The 15,394-nt window shown below is 69.2% G+C and carries 12 protein-coding genes; 9 read left to right on the top strand and 3 right to left on the bottom strand.

The annotated features are described in order from the left end of the window. Positions 1–27 precede the first annotated feature (27 nt). Positions 28–627, bottom strand: a complete 600-nt coding sequence (gene pdxH, locus IAE58_RS07935; RefSeq protein ID WP_199933263.1) for a pyridoxamine 5'-phosphate oxidase — start codon at positions 625–627, stop codon at positions 28–30. Positions 628–667: 40 nt separating this feature from the next. On the opposite strand from pdxH, the gene IAE58_RS07930 reads away from it, so the two are divergent. From IAE58_RS07930 to mdtD, 6 genes are all read left to right on the top strand, one after another. Then, positions 668–1,495: a kinase gene (locus IAE58_RS07930; protein WP_199933262.1), complete on the top strand. Its 828-nt coding sequence runs from the start codon at positions 668–670 to the stop codon at positions 1,493–1,495. 74 nt (positions 1,496–1,569) lie between these two features. Next, entirely contained in the window at positions 1,570–2,112 is a 543-nt protein-coding gene (locus IAE58_RS07925) for a shikimate kinase (protein WP_108762653.1), read from the top strand. Next, complete coding sequence (gene aroB / locus IAE58_RS07920; protein WP_199933261.1) at positions 2,109–3,221, top strand: 3-dehydroquinate synthase; 1,113 nt, start codon at positions 2,109–2,111, stop codon at positions 3,219–3,221. Before IAE58_RS07925 ends, aroB begins: the two co-directional genes overlap by 4 nt. An 85-nt stretch (positions 3,222–3,306) precedes the next feature. Further along, the gene (locus IAE58_RS07915; RefSeq protein ID WP_108753853.1) at positions 3,307–3,546 is read left to right on the top strand and encodes a WGR domain-containing protein; all 240 of its coding nucleotides are present in this window, start codon (positions 3,307–3,309) and stop codon (positions 3,544–3,546) included. Between the two features lie 25 nt (positions 3,547–3,571). Then, on the top strand, positions 3,572–4,654 hold the full coding sequence (gene hemE / locus IAE58_RS07910) for a uroporphyrinogen decarboxylase (protein WP_108750768.1): 1,083 nt from the start codon (positions 3,572–3,574) through the stop codon (positions 4,652–4,654). Positions 4,655–4,744: 90 nt separating this feature from the next. Continuing rightward, a complete protein-coding gene (mdtD, locus tag IAE58_RS07905; RefSeq protein ID WP_199933260.1) occupies positions 4,745–6,169 on the top strand; it encodes a multidrug transporter subunit MdtD in 1,425 nt (474 codons plus the stop codon). Positions 6,170–6,205: 36 nt separating this feature from the next. On the opposite strand, the gene IAE58_RS07900 is transcribed toward mdtD, so the two are convergent. Both IAE58_RS07900 and IAE58_RS07895 read right to left on the bottom strand, forming a co-directional pair. Further along, a complete protein-coding gene (locus tag IAE58_RS07900) occupies positions 6,206–9,727 on the bottom strand; it encodes a hybrid sensor histidine kinase/response regulator (protein WP_199933259.1) in 3,522 nt (1,173 codons plus the stop codon). 96 nt (positions 9,728–9,823) lie between these two features. Further along, entirely contained in the window at positions 9,824–13,372 is a 3,549-nt protein-coding gene (locus tag IAE58_RS07895; RefSeq protein ID WP_199933258.1) for an ATP-binding protein, read from the bottom strand. A 165-nt stretch (positions 13,373–13,537) separates the two neighbouring features. Here IAE58_RS07895 and IAE58_RS07890 point away from each other — a divergent pair, with 165 nt between their 5' ends. From IAE58_RS07890 to IAE58_RS07880, 3 genes are read left to right on the top strand one after another with little or no spacing between them, the layout of a single operon-like run. Continuing rightward, positions 13,538–14,182 (top strand): YceI family protein, encoded by a 645-nt coding sequence (locus IAE58_RS07890; RefSeq protein WP_199933257.1) that lies wholly within the window; start codon positions 13,538–13,540, stop codon positions 14,180–14,182. Beyond that, positions 14,179–14,751 carry a cytochrome b gene (locus IAE58_RS07885; RefSeq protein WP_108756915.1) on the top strand — a complete coding sequence of 191 codons (573 nt, stop codon included), beginning with the start codon at positions 14,179–14,181 and terminating at the stop codon, positions 14,749–14,751. The genes IAE58_RS07890 and IAE58_RS07885 overlap by 4 nt, the downstream gene beginning before the upstream one ends. Positions 14,752–14,754: 3 nt before the next feature. After that, positions 14,755–15,327, top strand: a complete 573-nt coding sequence (locus IAE58_RS07880) for a YceI family protein (RefSeq protein ID WP_108750774.1) — start codon at positions 14,755–14,757, stop codon at positions 15,325–15,327. The last annotated feature ends 67 nt before the right edge of the window (positions 15,328–15,394 follow it).

Raw genomic sequence — 15,394 nt, 5'->3', positions numbered from 1 at the left:
ACCAGAACAGCGTGGCCCCGGCGTCGATCACGGGTACAGCAGCCGCTTGCTCCAGCGCCCTTCGGCACCCACTTCGTAGCACCAACGCTCGTGCAGGCGGAACTGCGCGCCGTACCAGAACTCGATGCGGTCGGGCACCACGCGCAGGCCGCTCCAGCCATCCGGGCGCGGCACGTCCTGGCCTTCGAAGCGTGCTTCCACCTCGGCCACGCGCGCATCGAATTCTTCGCGGCTGGCCAGCGTCTTCGACTGCAATGACGCCCATGCGCCGATCTGGCTCATACGTGGGCGACTGGCGAAATAAGCATCGGCCTCAGCATCGGCCACCTGCTCGACCCGCCCTTCAATGCGCACCTGGATGCCGGCCTCGCGCAGGCTGCGCCACAGGAACAGCAGGGCCGCCTGCGGGTTGGCCTGCAGCTCGCGGCCCTTGTGGCTGTCCAGATGCGTATAGAACACGAAGCCGCGCTCATCGAAGGCCTTCAGCAGCACGGTGCGCGCCGACGGGCGGCCCTGCGCATCGGCGGTGGCCACGGTCATCGCATTGGGCTCGACCTCGCGGCTCTGCTTGGCCTCCTCGAACAGAGCGGCAAAGGTGGACAGGGCTTCGGCGTAAAGGTCGCTCATGGTTCGCTTCTTCTCACTCGGATTGGGCTATTGTGGCCGCATGGTTGCTGCTGCGTACATGCCCGTGGTGAAAGGATTCCCCGAAACGCTTGCCGAGCAGGCGCTGGATGACGCGCTGGCCAGTACTGCCACGGTGCCAGTATTGGCCATCAGCGGCGTGCAGGGGAGCGGCAAATCGACGCTGGCCGCGCAGGTAGTGGCGCGTGCCCGGTCACGCGGCCTGAACGCGGCGGCCCTGTCCATCGACGATGTCTACCTGACCCGCGCGCAGCGGCAACGTCTGGCCCGCCAGGTGCATCCGCTGCTGATCACCCGCGGCCCGCCCGGCACCCACGACCTGCCGCTGGCCCACGCCGTGCTCGACGCGGTGGCCGCGCGCCAGCCGCTGGCGCTGCCGCGCTTCGACAAGCTGGCCGATGAGCGCCTGCCCGAAGCGCAGTGGTCGGCACTGGACGCACCGCTGGACCTGCTGGTGTTTGAAGGCTGGTTCCTGGGCACGCCCGCGCAGACCGAAGCCGAGCTGGACCGCCCCTTGAACGCGCTGGAGCAGGAGGCCGACCCGGACGGGCGCTGGCGGCGCTGGTGCAACCAGGCCCTGGCCGACCACTACCCCGCGCTGTGGCAGCGCTGTGACCGCCTGTGGTTCCTGCAGCCGCCGGATTTCGCGGTGGTTCCGCGCTGGCGCTGGCAGCAGGAGCAGAACCTGCAGGCGGCGCAGCCCGGTCGCCACGGCATGACCCGCCCGCAGCTGGAGCGCTTCGTGCAGTACTACGAGCGGGTCAGCCGCCAGGCGCTGCGCGCCCTGCCCGCGCTGGCCGACCACGTGGTGCAGCTGGACGGGCAACGGCAGGTGCAGGCAGTGCGCTGACAACGCCGCGCGGATGCTTCCAAACGCAACCATCGTGCCGGGCCCCGGGCGTGAAGGTGTTAGCATCACAGGGCATGAATCCTGCTCCGAACCTGATCCTGATCGGCCCGATGGGCGCCGGCAAAACCTGCATCGGCCGCCGCCTGGCCGAACGCTTCACGCTGGACTTCGTGGACGTGGACCAGGCCATCGTCGATACCGCCGGCGCCAGCATTCCGACCATCTTCGAGCACTCCGGCGAAGCCGGCTTCCGCGCCCATGAACGCCAGGCCCTGGCCCAGGTGCTGGCTGGCCAGGGCCAGCTGGTCTCCACCGGCGGCGGCGCCGTGCTGGACCCGGACAACCGCGCCCTGATCGCACAGCGCGGCTTCGTGGTGCACCTGCATGTGAGCGTGGCGGCACAGCTGGAACGGCTGGCCCGCGACAAGGGGCGCCCGCTGCTGCAGCGCCCGGACCGTGAGCAGGTACTGCACGACCTGGCCGCCGTGCGCGACCCGCTGTACCACGCGCTGGCCGACATCACGCTTGACACCGACCCGTACACCGCCGCCGATGCGACAGCCCAGCTTGTCGTCAAGCTGGCCGCGCAATGGCAGCGCCAGGACCTGAACGCATGACCACCCCTTCCCTGCTGCAGGTCGCCGTTGCCGGCGACCGTCCCTACACCATCACCATCGGCGCCGGCGCCCAGGCCGACGGCGCTGCACTGGCCTCGCATGTGCGCGGCCGCCACGCGCTGCTGCTCAGCGACAGCGAGGTGGCCCCGCTGTACCTGGCCGCCCTGCGCGAGGCCCTGCTGGCCGCGCGCCCGGACCTGATCGTGGGCGAACACGTGCTGGCCGCCGGCGAAGCATCCAAGACCCTGTCCGAATTCGGCCGCGCCATCGAAGCACTGGCCGCGCTGGGCGCCACCCGCGATGCCTGCGTGTTCGCTCTGGGCGGCGGCGTGGTCGGCGACCTGGCCGGCTTCGCCGCGGCCTGCTGGATGCGGGGCGTGGACTGCGTGCAGCTGCCCACCACCTTGCTGGCCATGGTCGATTCGTCGGTGGGCGGCAAGACCGCGGTGGATATTCCGGCCGGCAAGAACCTGGTCGGCGCCTTCCACCCGCCGCGCGCGGTGATTGCCGATACCCGCGTGCTGGCCACGCTGCCGCCGCGCGAACTGCGCGCGGGCCTGGCCGAAGTGGTGAAGTACGGTGCGCTGGGCGATGCGGTGTTCTTTGAATGGCTGCAGCAGCACGCCGAGGCGCTGGTGGCCGGTGAGCAGGGCGTGCTGGCCGAGGCCATCGCACGCAGCTGCCGGCACAAGGCCGCCATCGTCGAACGCGACCCCTTCGAGAAGGGCGAGCGTGCGCTGTTGAACCTGGGCCACACCTTCGGCCACGCCATCGAGACCGAACAGGGCTACTCGGCGCCCGGCCGCGATGCCCTGAACCACGGTGAGGCGGTGGCGGTGGGCATGGTGCTGGCCGCACGGCTTTCCACCGACCTGGGCCTGGCCGACGACGCCGACCGCCTGCGCCTGCAGGCGCTGCTGGAACGACTGGGGCTGCCGGTGGCCATTCCCGCCGGGCTGGACCCGCAGGCCCTGCTGGGCCGCATGCGGCTGGACAAGAAAAACGTGGCCGGCCGCCTGCGCCTGGTGCTGTGGCGGGGCATGGGCCGCGCCGAAGTGGTGCCGGACGTGGATGAAGCGGCGGTGCTGAAGGTCCTGGGCGCGGGCTGACCGTTTCCGGCGTCGCCGGGCATGGCCCGGCGCTGCCGACGGCGCGTTGCGGCAGGGCTCACCCCTGCCCCGCTACAATCGGCCCATGCATGTCTACCTGCAACATCCCGATGCCGGTGCGCAGGCGCCGCGCTTCCTGCGCCTGACCCTGCTGCCGGACCTGTTCGGCGGCTGGGAACTGCTGCGCGAGAGCGGCCGCGTCGGTGCGCGCTCGCAGCTGCGGCGCGAGTTGTTCCTGCAGGCCGATGAAGCCCGCCATGCCTTCGACAAGGCCCGCGATGCCGAACTGCATCGCGGCTTCCAGATTCTTTCGCACGGCGATTGAGCCGCTGCCCCTCTTCGCCCAAGGAATGCCCATCGTGACCAGCCCCCTCCGCAACGATCGCCTGCTGCGCGCCCTGCGCCGTGAACCGGTGGACTGCACCCCCGTCTGGCTGATGCGCCAGGCCGGCCGCTACCTGCCGGAATACCGCGCGACCCGGGCCAAGGCCGGCAGCTTCCTGGGCATGGCCAAGAACCCGGAAATCGCCTGCGAAGTGACCCTGCAGCCGCTGCGCCGCTTCCCGTTGGACGCCGCCATCCTGTTCTCGGACATCCTGACCATTCCCGATGCGATGGGCCTGGAGCTGTACTTCGTCGAAGGCGAAGGCCCGAAGTTCCGCCATCCGGTGCGTGACGAGGCGGCCATTGCCAAGCTGGCCGTACCGGACATGGAACAGGACCTGGGCTATGTGATGGACGCGGTGCGCCTGATCCGCCGCGAACTGGACGGCCAGGTGCCGCTGATCGGCTTCTCCGGCAGCCCGTGGACGCTGGCCTGCTACATGGTGGAAGGCGGCGGCAGCAAGGATTTCGCGCGCATCAAGGCGATGGCGCTGAACCATCCGCAGGCCCTGCACCGCCTGCTGGAGGTGACCACCGAGGCGGTGATCGCCTACCTGGGCGCGCAGCGTGCCGCCGGTGCGCAGGCCCTGCAGGTGTTCGACACCTGGGGCGGCGTGCTGTCGCCGGCCATGTACCGCGAGTTCTCGCTGCGCTATCTGCAGCGCATTGCCGAAGGCCTGGAGCGCGGCGAAGGCAGTGAGCGCACGCCGCTGATCCTGTTCGGCAAGGGCACCGGCCTGCATCTGGAGGCACTGTCGCAGACCGGTGCCGATGCACTGGGCCTGGACTGGACGCTGGACCTGGACGAAGCCCTGCGCCGCACCGGTGGCCGGGTTGCCCTGCAGGGCAACCTGGACCCGACCACGCTGTATGCCTCGCCCGATGCGATCGCCGCTGCGGCCGCGCGCGTGCTGGACACCTACGCCGCCGGCAACGGCGGTTCGCGCGAGGGCCACGTGTTCAATCTGGGCCATGGCATGTCGCCGGACATGGATCCGGCGCACGTGCAGGTGCTGGTGGACGCGGTGCACAGCCACAGCCGTCGCTGATCGAATCAAATACGTCACGGCGCGACGTTTATCGCGCCGTGACTTCACATGGGCGATCATGGCCGCCCCGCTCCACCGGCTCCCCACGCCATGTCCGATCCGTCCGTGCCGGCTTCGCCGTCCGACTACGCCCGTTTCCGTCCCCTGCTGTGGCTGGTTTCACTGGCCATCTTCATGCAGATGCTGGACTCGACCATCGTCAACACCGCGTTGCCGGCCATGGCCGCCAGCCTGGGCGAAAGCCCGCTGCAGATGCAGTCGGTGGTGTTCAGCTACGCGCTGGCGGTGGCCACGTTCATTCCGGCCTCCGGCTGGATCGCCGACCGTTACGGCACGCGCCGCACCTTCCTGGTGGCGATCATCCTGTTCACCCTGGGCTCGCTGGCCTGTGCGCTGGCCCAGCACCTGCATCAACTGGTCGGTGCCCGCGTACTGCAGGGCATCGGCGGCGCCATGCTGCTGCCGGTCGGTCGCCTGGCGGTGATGCGCTCGGTGCCGCGCGAGGATTTCCTGCGCGCGATGAGTTTCATCGCCATTCCCGCGCTGATCGGCCCGCTGATCGGCCCCACCCTGGGCGGTTGGCTGGTGGAGATCGCCTCGTGGCACTGGGTGTTCCTGATCAATCTTCCCATCGGCGTGATCGGTTTCATCGCCGCCATGAAGATCATGCCCGACCACTACGCCAGCCACCGCGTGCGCTTCGACCTGCGCGGCTACGTCATGCTGGCCTTCGCCATGGTGGTGCTGTCGCTGGCACTGGATGGCATTTCCGGACTGGGCACGCCGCACGCACTGGTGATGCTGATGACCGTGGCTGGCCTGGCGGCGCTGGTGGGCTACTGGCTGCACGCGGCCAATTCCACTGCGCCGCTGTTCTCACTGGCGCTGTTCCGCGTACCCAGCTACCGCATCGGCATCCTGGGCAATCTGTTTTCGCGCATCGGCAGCAGCGCCATGCCGATGCTGATTCCGCTGCTGCTGCAGGTGGGCCTGGGCCTGGGTCCGATGCACGCCGGCCTGATGATGGTGCCGGTGGCCGCCGCTGGCATGGTGTCGAAGAAGCTGGCGGTGAAGCTGGTGGAGCAGTACGGCTACCGTCGCGTGCTGATGGTGAACACCGTGCTAGTGGGCTTGGCGATGGCCAGCTTCATCCTGATGACGCCGGGCCAGCACCTGGGCTGGCGCCTGTTGCAGCTGGCGTTCTTCGGCGCGGTCAATTCGCTGCAGTTCACCGTGATGAACACCGTGACCCTGCGCGATCTGGATCGCGAGTTCGCCAGTTCCGGCAACAGCCTGTTGTCGATGGTGATGATGCTGGCGGCCGGTTTCGGTGCGGCGGCCGCAGGCAGCCTGCTGGCAGCGTTCGGCACGCACCTGGAAGGCCATGGCGCCACTGCGGCGCTGCATGCCACCTTCATCTGCGTGGGTGCGATCACCCTGACCTCGACGATGATCTTCTGGCAGCTGCCCGACACCAAGCCCGAACCGCGCCAGGTCGAATCGGTCGCGGAGTAGTGTTTTCGGCAGGGCTGCAAGCCCTGCCAGCACGCCCTACCGCCCCAGCACGCGGGCGATGGCTTCGACCAGCAGCTCACCGGTCACGGGTTTGCGCAGGAAGCCTTCAATGCCGGCCGCTTCCACCTGCTGCTGCAGATCCGGATCGGTGCGCGCGGTCACCGCCAGCAGCGGCAGGGTGTAGCCTTGGTTGCGCAGGTGCTGGGCCAGTTCGAAACCACTCAGGCCGGGCAGGTCCAGGTCCAGCAGGCCCACATCGAATTCGCCCGCGCTGATCTCGCGCAATGCCGCCAGCGCATGCTCGGCATGCACCACCTCGTGCCCGCGCGCGGTCAGCAGGCCCGTCACCACATCGGCCACGGTGCCATCGTCTTCCACCAGCAGCACGCGCAGCGCCGGCAGGGGGCTGGCCGTGCCATCACCCTGCACCGCGGCAGCGGGGTCACTGCCGTCTTCCAGGGCCAGCGGCAACGGCAGCCAGACCGCGAACGCGGTGCCCGTGCCCAGCTGGCTCTCCACCCGGATGCGCCCCTGCATGGCCAGCGCCAGTTCGCGGCAGATCGCCAGGCCCAGCCCGCTGCCGCCGTACTGGGCGGCGGTGCGCGCGCCATCGGCCTGTTCGAAACGGCGGAACAGACGCTGCTGCTGCTCCTGGCTGATGCCCGGACCGGTATCGCGCACGTCGAAGTACAGGCCATCATCGTCGCAGCGCGCGTGCAGGGTAATGCCGCCGCGCGAGGTGAACTTCACCGCGTTGGACAACAGGTTCAACAGAATCTGACGCACGCGCATGGCATCGCCGGTGGCCTGCAGCCCTGGCGGCAGGGCGTTGTCCAGGCTGAAGCGCAGGCCCTTCTGTGCGGCCAGCGGCCCCATCAGCGCCGCCAGGTCCTGCAACAGGGCGTTCAATGCGAACGGACGCGACTGCAGTTCCAATCGCCCCGATTCGATCCGCGCCAGGTCCAGCGCGTCGTTCACCAGGTGCAGAAGGTGCTCGCCAGCGTGCCGGATGGACTGGGTATAGCCGCGCTGCTGCGGGTCCAGCGGCGATGACAGCAGCAGCTCGCTCATGCCCAGCACACCGGTCATCGGCGTGCGGATCTCATGGCCCAGGTTGGCCAGGAAGCGGGTCTTGGCCGCCGATGCCTGCTCGGCCAGCTCCTGCTTGTGCAGCGCCAGCTGGTAGGCGTGGCGGCGCTGCAGGCGGCGCCGGTACAGCCAGGCGAACCAGCTGGTCAGCAGCAGCGCGATCGAGGCCAGCACCAGCAGCCCGGACAGGCTGCGCCACCACGGCGGCTGCACATGGAATTCCAGGCTCTGCACCCGCGACCACACATGGTCGGCCGAGCGGGCCTGCACTTCCAGGCGATAGCTGCCCGGCGGCAGGCGCGAGAACAGACGCTCGCCGGCCGGGCCCACTTCCACCCAGTCCGGATCGTAGCCAGCCAGGCGATAGCGGTAGGTATTGGAAGCCGAATCGGCAAAGGACAGCAGGCGCGCGACGATGCGCAGGTCGCGGTCACCGTCGGCAATCTGCAGTGGCGTGTCGTGGGTCAGGTCCAGCACCTGTTCGTTGCGGCGCACTTCCACCCGCTCGATCACCAGCGGCGCGCGCCGGGTGGAGGGTCGTACCTGCTCGGGGTCGAACACCACCACGCCTGCAGGCGTACCGGCCACCATGCGCCCGGACGCGGTGCTGATCAGCGTGTGTTCGCGGAACTCCTGGCTGGGCAGGCCGTCATGCACGCCATACAGGCGCACGCTCTGTCCGTCGGCGCCCACGCGCACCAGACCGCGGGCGCTGCTGGCCCAGACCACGCCCTGCGCGTCGACCACCACACCGGTGGCGGAAATGGCCGGGTAGCCCTGCTCGGCGCCGATCACCGCCTGCCGCTCCAGCCGCCCCTGGCGCCATTGGTAGCGGGCCAGTCGACCATCTTCGGACAGCCAGACCTGGCCATCGTGGCCCACATGCATCGCGTAGACCGCCGACGCGGGCGCGCCGGGTACCGGCTGGAACCGGCCGGTCTCGGGCAGCCATTGCAGCAGACCGCGGCTGCTGGCCAGCCAGATGTGGTCCTGCGGGCCGCATTCCACGTCCAGGTTCAATTGCCCCAGCTGCAGGCCATCGCGGCCACTTTCCAGTTCGCGCCGCACATGGCCATCCAGATCGCGCTGCTGCAATCCCGACGGCAGCATCAGCCACAGGCTGTCGCCATCGCAGGTCATCATCGCCTCGACCGTGCCCTCCATGGGCGCGTCGGTGGCCGCCTCACGTCCCCAGCGGCGCAGTTCGCGGGTGCGCGGGTCATAACGCATCACCGCATCGCTGGACCCGATCCAGACCTGGCCGCGTCGATCCTCGCGTACCGAGGTCAGCCAGTGCATGCCGTTGACGAAGGTGCGGTGCTGCTCGATCTGCCCGGTCAACGGGTCGAAACGGTCCAGCGCGCCATGGCTGCCTACCGTCCACACCCCGCCGCTGCTGGACGGGCTGGTGCCCAGCACGAAGGCATTGCGCAGCGACGCGGGCTCGTCTTCCAGCCGCGAAAACACCGAGAACTGCCACCAGCGCGGCAGCAGGTGCCACAGGCCGGCATTGGTACTGGCCAGCCAGATGCCGCCTTCGCGGTCCTCATAGGCACCGGTCCAGTTCGGCCGTACCCGGCCGCGGGCAATGGCGCTGTAAAGCGGCACGTTCTGGAACTTGCCATCCACGCCCCGGCCCAGGCCACTGCGGGTGTCCAGCCAGTGCCCGCCCTGTTCGTCGCGCAGCATCATGCCCAATACCTGGTCGCCGGCCGGCAACGCCCACGGCGGTGCCTCGAAGCGGCCGTCGGGCCGCCGCACGATGGCGCCGGCCAGCGTACTGATCCACAGACTGCCATCGGGTTCGGTACTGAGCCCGTTGATCATCGGGCTGGGAATCACATCGCTGCTGATCCGCTCGAAATCGGTGCCGGTCCAGCGCGCCACGCCGTGCTTGGTGCCCACCCACAGGCTGCCGTCGGCCAGCGTGGCCAGGTAGGGCACGGACACGGCCGGCACGCTGCGCGGGTTGTTCGCTTCGGGCAGGAAGCGCTGCAGCCGTTCATTGCGATCCAGCCGGTACAGTCCGCCCTCATGGGTGCCAAACCAGATCGCGCCATCGGGCGTGGTCGCCAGGCTCCACACGGTGTTGCTGCCCATCAGCGGCTGGCTGCTGCGGTCGTAGAAGCGCAGTTGCCGGCGATCGGCCGACATGCGCACCAGCCCCGCGTTCTCGGTACCGATCCACAGTTCATTGTGGGCGTCGACCAGCACGCTCCAGATACGGTTGTCGCGCAGGCCATCCTCGGAGCGCCAGATCCGGTAGTTGCGGCCGTCGTAGCGTGCCAGCCCGTCGTTGGTGGCGATCCACAGATAACCGTAGCGATCTTCGGCCATGCGATTGACCGTGTTCGATGGCAGGCCATCGAACACCGTCACCTGGCGGGGCGTGGGCGCCACCGGCTGGGCCAGCGCGGGCACCAGGGCGAACAGGATCAGCAGCAGCGTCGCCGCCCGCAGATACGCCACCGATTGCCTCCTCACGCGTCCATGGATGGTGCCCGCAGGGCGGGCGTCGGCATGGTAAACCGAAAGGCGCGCAATTCACGCCATTGAGCTGCGCAACTACGCCGTGATCTGACGTTTGTTGCGCGCATGGGCGATGGCCGACACCAGCAGATCGCCGGTCACCGGCTTGCGCAGGAAGCCATCGAAACCGGCGGCCAGCACCTGTGTTTCGGCGTAGGCATCCGACCGCGCGGTGACTGCCACCAGCGGCAACTCGTAGCCCATCGCCCGCAGCTGGCGCGCAATGGCGGTGCCATCCAGGGCCGGCAGGTCCAGATCCAGCAGCCCCACATCGAAGCCGCCGGTGGCGATTTCGGCCAGCGCGCCCAGGCCATGCAGCACATGCACGACCTGGTGGCCACGTGCGCGCAGCAGGCCGGCAATTACCTCGGCCACGGTGGTGTCGTCTTCCACAAGCAGGATGCGCAACGCCGGCAGCACCGGAACGACGGCAACCGATTCGCCGGCCGGTGGCGACGCCTGCGGCGCCCACGGCAACGGCAGGCGGACACGGAAGCGCGCACCGCGCCCCAACTGGCTGTCCACGTCGATACGACCGCCCATCGCCACCGCCAGCTCCTGGCAGATGGCCAGGCCCAGCCCACTGCCGCCATAGCGCGACGCCGTGCGCGGCCCATCGGCCTGTTCGAAGCGGTGGAACAGACGCTGCTGCTGCTCGGTGCTGATGCCGGGCCCGGTGTCGCTCACTTCGAACACCAGCACGCCACCCTCGTGCTGCAGCTGCACGCCGAGCGCGACGTGGCCACGCTCGGTGAACTTGATCGCATTGCCCAGCAGGTTCAGCAGGATCTGCCGCACCCGCATTTCATCGCCACTCACGCTGACCGGCCCAGGCAGGCGGTCTTCGCGCAGGAAGCCGAGCTGGCGCTGGTGGGCCATCGGCTGCATCAGGGCCTGCACCTGGTCCAGCAGCCCGGTCAGATCGAACGGGCGGATATCCAGCTCAAGGCGGCCGGCTTCGATGCGGGCCAGATCCAGCGCGTCGTTCACCAGCCGCAGCAGATGGCTGCCGGCCTGCTGGATGGACCCGGCATAACTGCGCTGCACCGGGTCCAGTTCGGTGGCCAGCAGCAGTTCGCTCATGCCCAGCACACCGGTCATCGGCGTGCGCACTTCATGGCCCAGGGTCGCCAGGAAGCGGCTCTTGGCCTGCGACGCCTGCTCGGCCAGTTGCTGCTTGTGCACGGTCAACTGCCATTGCTGCCGCCGCCGCAGCCGGCGCCGGATCGACCACACCAGGGCCAACAGCAACAGCGAGCCCAACATCACGTAGCCGAAGATGGCCATGCCGCTTCGCCACCACGGCGGCAGCACCTTCACCTGCAGCTGTTGCGAGGGGCTCCAGGCGCCGCTGCTGCTGGCCGCCTGCACTTCGATCAGGTACGGCCCGGGCGGCAGCCGCGACAGCGTGCGCTGGCCGTCGCTGCCCTGCTCCACCCAGTTCTGGTCGTAACCACCCACGCGGAAGCGGTAGCGGTTGCCCTGCGGGTTTGCATAGGACAACAGCCGCGCATCGATCTGCAGGTCACGGTCATCCGGGCCCAGCAGCAGCTCGCCGCCCGTCGGCAGCGGTTGCCACCCGCGCGCGTCGTCGCGGCGCACGCGCACCTGCGCGATCACCAACTGCGATGCGGGCAGCGCTACGTCAGCTGCGTTCGGGTCGAACCCCACCATGCCGGTCTGGGTGACGGCCAGCACACGACCGTCGGCCCCCACCGCCGGCGGCCGCCCGGTGAATTCGGCGTCGGGCAGGCCGTCGCGTTCGTTGATCTGCTGCAGGCGCCGCTGCTTGGGGTCCCAGCGCAACAGGCCGCGTGGCGAGGTCGCCCATACACGCCCATCCTCGGCCAGGGCCAGGCCGCCCATGCTGACCGGCGGCATGCCGTGGCTGGCGTCGATGCGCTGGATCAGGCGCAGGGTCAGCCCGTCCCACTGGTAGCGCTCGAACGCGCCCTGCCGGGCCAGCCACAGCTGCTGCGGATCGACCCACACCAGATCGTAGATGGCGCCACTGGATACCCCCGGCACGGCTTCGAAACGGTCGGCCTGCTCGCGCCACAGCCCCATTTCGCCCATGGCCCAGACCCGGCCGCGCGCATCGAAGCGGATCTGTTCGATCGGCACATCCGAGGCGCCGTGCAGGGCCGACAGCGGAACGGTGCGCAGCAGGCGGCCGTCAGCAGCGCGCTGCTGCATCCCCAGATTCATCACCGAAATCCACACCGACCCGTCCGGCGCCTGCCGCATCAGATCGATGCGCTGGCGCAGATCCGCGCCGCCGCCGATCGGCAGGTTGTGCAGTGCGCCGCTGGCCGGGTCGTACACGCTCAGGCGCCCGGCGCGCCCCAACCACAGGCGTCCCTGCGGACGCGGCAGCACCGACCAGACCGCGCCGCTGCCCAGCTCCTTGTCGCTGGCCAGCAGGCTCAGGGTGCCCTGCGCGTCGATGCGATAGACGCCATGCGCCGAACCCACGTAGTAGTTCTGGCCGTCACTGGCCGCGCTCAGCAGGTACTGGCTGTCCAACGGCTTGCCGTCCAGCTGGTACCAGGTGGAAAAGCGCCGCCAGTCGGGGGGCAGATAAGCCAGGCCCTGGGTCAGCAGGCCCATCCAGAGCCCGCCTTCGTGGTCCTGCAGCATGTCCAGCACGCCGCTGTGACCGGTCAGGAAACCACTGCCGCGATCACCCTGCAGGCGCCACAGCGCATCGGCATCGCCGCGCAGCAGACCATCTGCGGTACCGGCCCAGTAGCCGCCCTGGCGATCCGGGATGACCAGGGCCGCGCGCAGGGCCGGGCTGTCTGGCCACGCCGGGCGGCTGACCGCATCGTGGGCGTCCACACGGTAGAGCCCATCGTTCTGGGTGCCGATCCAGACCGCGCCATCGGTGTCGCGGCTGAGCCGCAGCACGCTCACGTGGCCCAGCACTCCCGCCGCGATGGCCTTGAAGCGGGTGCCATCCCAGCGCGCCACGCCCGCTTCGGTGCCGATCCACAGCCGCCCCTGCGCATCCACCAGGCTGCTGTAGATGGTGTCGCTGGGCAGGCCGGAAGGATCGGACGCATCGTGCCGGAACACCTGCAGCTGGCCATCTTCGGCCAGCCGGCACACACCGTGGGTGCTGGTGCCGATCCACAATGCGTCGCCGGCATAGGCCAGAGTCCAGAACTGCCCCTGGCACTGCGCATCAATGCCATCGAAGGTACGGAAGCGATCACGGTCGGCATCCAGGCGGGCCAGGCCCTTGCCGTTGATGCCAAGCCAGACGCGGTCGCGCGGATCGATCAGCAGGGTTTCGATTTCGTTGCCCGGCAACGACCCGGCCTGTTCGGGGTCATGCTGCCAGACCCGCAGGGCGCTGCCGTCGTAACGGGCCAGGCCGCCATCGGTGGCCGCCCAGATGTGTCCCTGGCGGTCTTCGGCCAGTGCCACCACCATGCGCGAGGGCAAGCCTTCGGCCGCACCGAAGCGGCGCAGTCGCGGCGTCTCCCCTGCCATCTCCTGTGGTGTGGCCGCCGCCGCGAGCGACACCACCAGTGCCAGTGCGGCCAAGCCACGGCACCACCTGTGCCAACCGGTCTTCATCCTGAACCCCCTGTCCTGGCCCCGATTGTCACACAGCACCGGCGGCACTGCTGCAACAGCCTGTTTCCAGCCGCATTGCCACCACGAACTGTTGCAGCCGTGCACACGTCCAGAGCGCGGTGCTGTGCGTATGATCGGGGCTTCCTCCAACCGAGTACGTGCCCGATGCGTTTACGCCTGGCCCTGCTGCCCCTGCTGCTTGCGGTTGCACCGGCCTGGGCCGCACCCGACGTCTGGCGCATCGACCCGGTGCACACCCGCGTGCTGTTCGCCATCGACCACGCCGGCTACTCGCAGGCATTGGGCACCATCTCCGGCAGCCAGGGCAGCGTGCAGTTCGATGGCGACAGCTGGCGCGATGCCGCGCTGGAGGTCGAGATTCCGGTGGCGCGGCTGGATCTGGGTGATGCCAAGTGGAACCAGGCCACCCTGGCCAGCAGCCTGCTGGATGGCGAACGCTTCCCCAGTGCGCGCTTCGTATCGACCCGGGTGGAACCGATCGATCCCACCCATGCGCGCGTGGTCGGCACCCTGACCCTGCGCGGGGTCAGCCAGGAAGTGGTGCTGGATGTGACCCTCAACGCGGTCAAGCGCTACCCGCTGCCGCCGTTCCGCCGCACCGCCGGCTTCTCGGCCACCACAACGCTCAGCCGCCGCGCCTTCGGCATCACCGCCTGGCCGGGCGTGATCGGCGACAGCGTACAGATCAGAATCGAAGCCGAAGCGGCGCTGGACCGCAGCGCGCGCCCGGGAACTCCCGCCCCCGACAGCCACTCCGACAGCCCGACGGCCCCGAAGGACACGCCATGACCGCCAAGAACACGCCCGCTGCCTGGGGCAGCGTCAGCCAGACCCTGCACTGGTTGATCGCCCTGCTGATCCTCGCCTTGGGCATCGTCGGCCTGACCATGGGCGAACTGCCGAAGACACCGAAGTATTTCTGGGTCTACACCGCGCACAAATCCATCGGTATCACCGTGCTGGCCCTGGTGCTGCTGCGCCTGGTCTGGCGGCTGTATGCCGGCGCGCCCAAGCCGGTGCCGGGCACGCCCAGCTGGCAGGAACGCATCGCCAGCGCCACCCACGTGCTGCTGTATGTGCTGATGTTCGCCATTCCCCTTTCCGGCTGGCTGTACGACTCGGCCAGCGGCCTGCGCCCGTTCCGCTGGTTCGGCCTGGTGGATGTGCCCAAGCTGAGCGGGCCCGATCCGCAGGTGGTGGCCGTCTCCCACGCCCTGCACGAATATGGCTTCTGGCTGTTGATCGCGGTGGTGCTGGCCCACGCCGGCGCTGCCTTCTACCACCACCTGTTCCAGCGTGATGCCACCTTGTCGCGGATGCTGCCACGTGGCTGGCTCGCCACCCCACAGAAGGACTGACCGATGACCTTGAAACTGACCACCCCGGCCGCCGTGGCCGCTGCCCTGGCCGGCCTGCTGGCCACTGCCCCGGTACTGGCCGCCGATTACACCCAGGCCGCCGGCGCCGGCTCCATCCTGGTGTTTGCCAGCAAGTACGACGGTGAAGTGTTCACCGGCACCTTCCCGGGGTTCAGCACCAAGCTCAGCTTCGACCCGGCCAATCCGGCCGCAGGTTCGCTGGACGTGACCATTCCGCTGGCCGGCGCCAAGAGCGGCAACAGCGACCGTGATTCCACCCTGCAGGGCGCCGACTTCTTCGACGTCGGCAAGTTCGCCACCGCCCACTTCACCGCCAAGGGTTTCCGTGCCGTGGGCAACGACCAGTTCGCCGCCGATGGCACGCTGGAGCTGCGCGGGGTGAGCAAGCCGGTCACCTTCACTTTCAGCTGGAAGCCGGGCACCCAACCGGTGCTGACCGGCAAGGCCACCGTGAAGCGCCTGGACTTCGGCGTGGGTGGCGGCGACTGGGCCGATACCAAGACCATCCCGGACGAAACCGCGATCAGCACCATCGTCAAGTTCGACGCGAAATAATGTGGGACCGCCGCCGGGGGGGGGCCCCCCCGGGCGGGGGGGGGGGGCGACGTGGGGGGGCCGGGCG

Origin of the sequence: Stenotrophomonas sp. S49, assembly GCF_016624905.1 — a bacterium.
Classification (GTDB): Bacteria; Pseudomonadota; Gammaproteobacteria; order Xanthomonadales; family Xanthomonadaceae; genus Stenotrophomonas.
The sequence above is the reverse complement of the archived record's forward strand: the minus strand, read 5'-3'. Positions and strand labels throughout refer to the sequence as shown.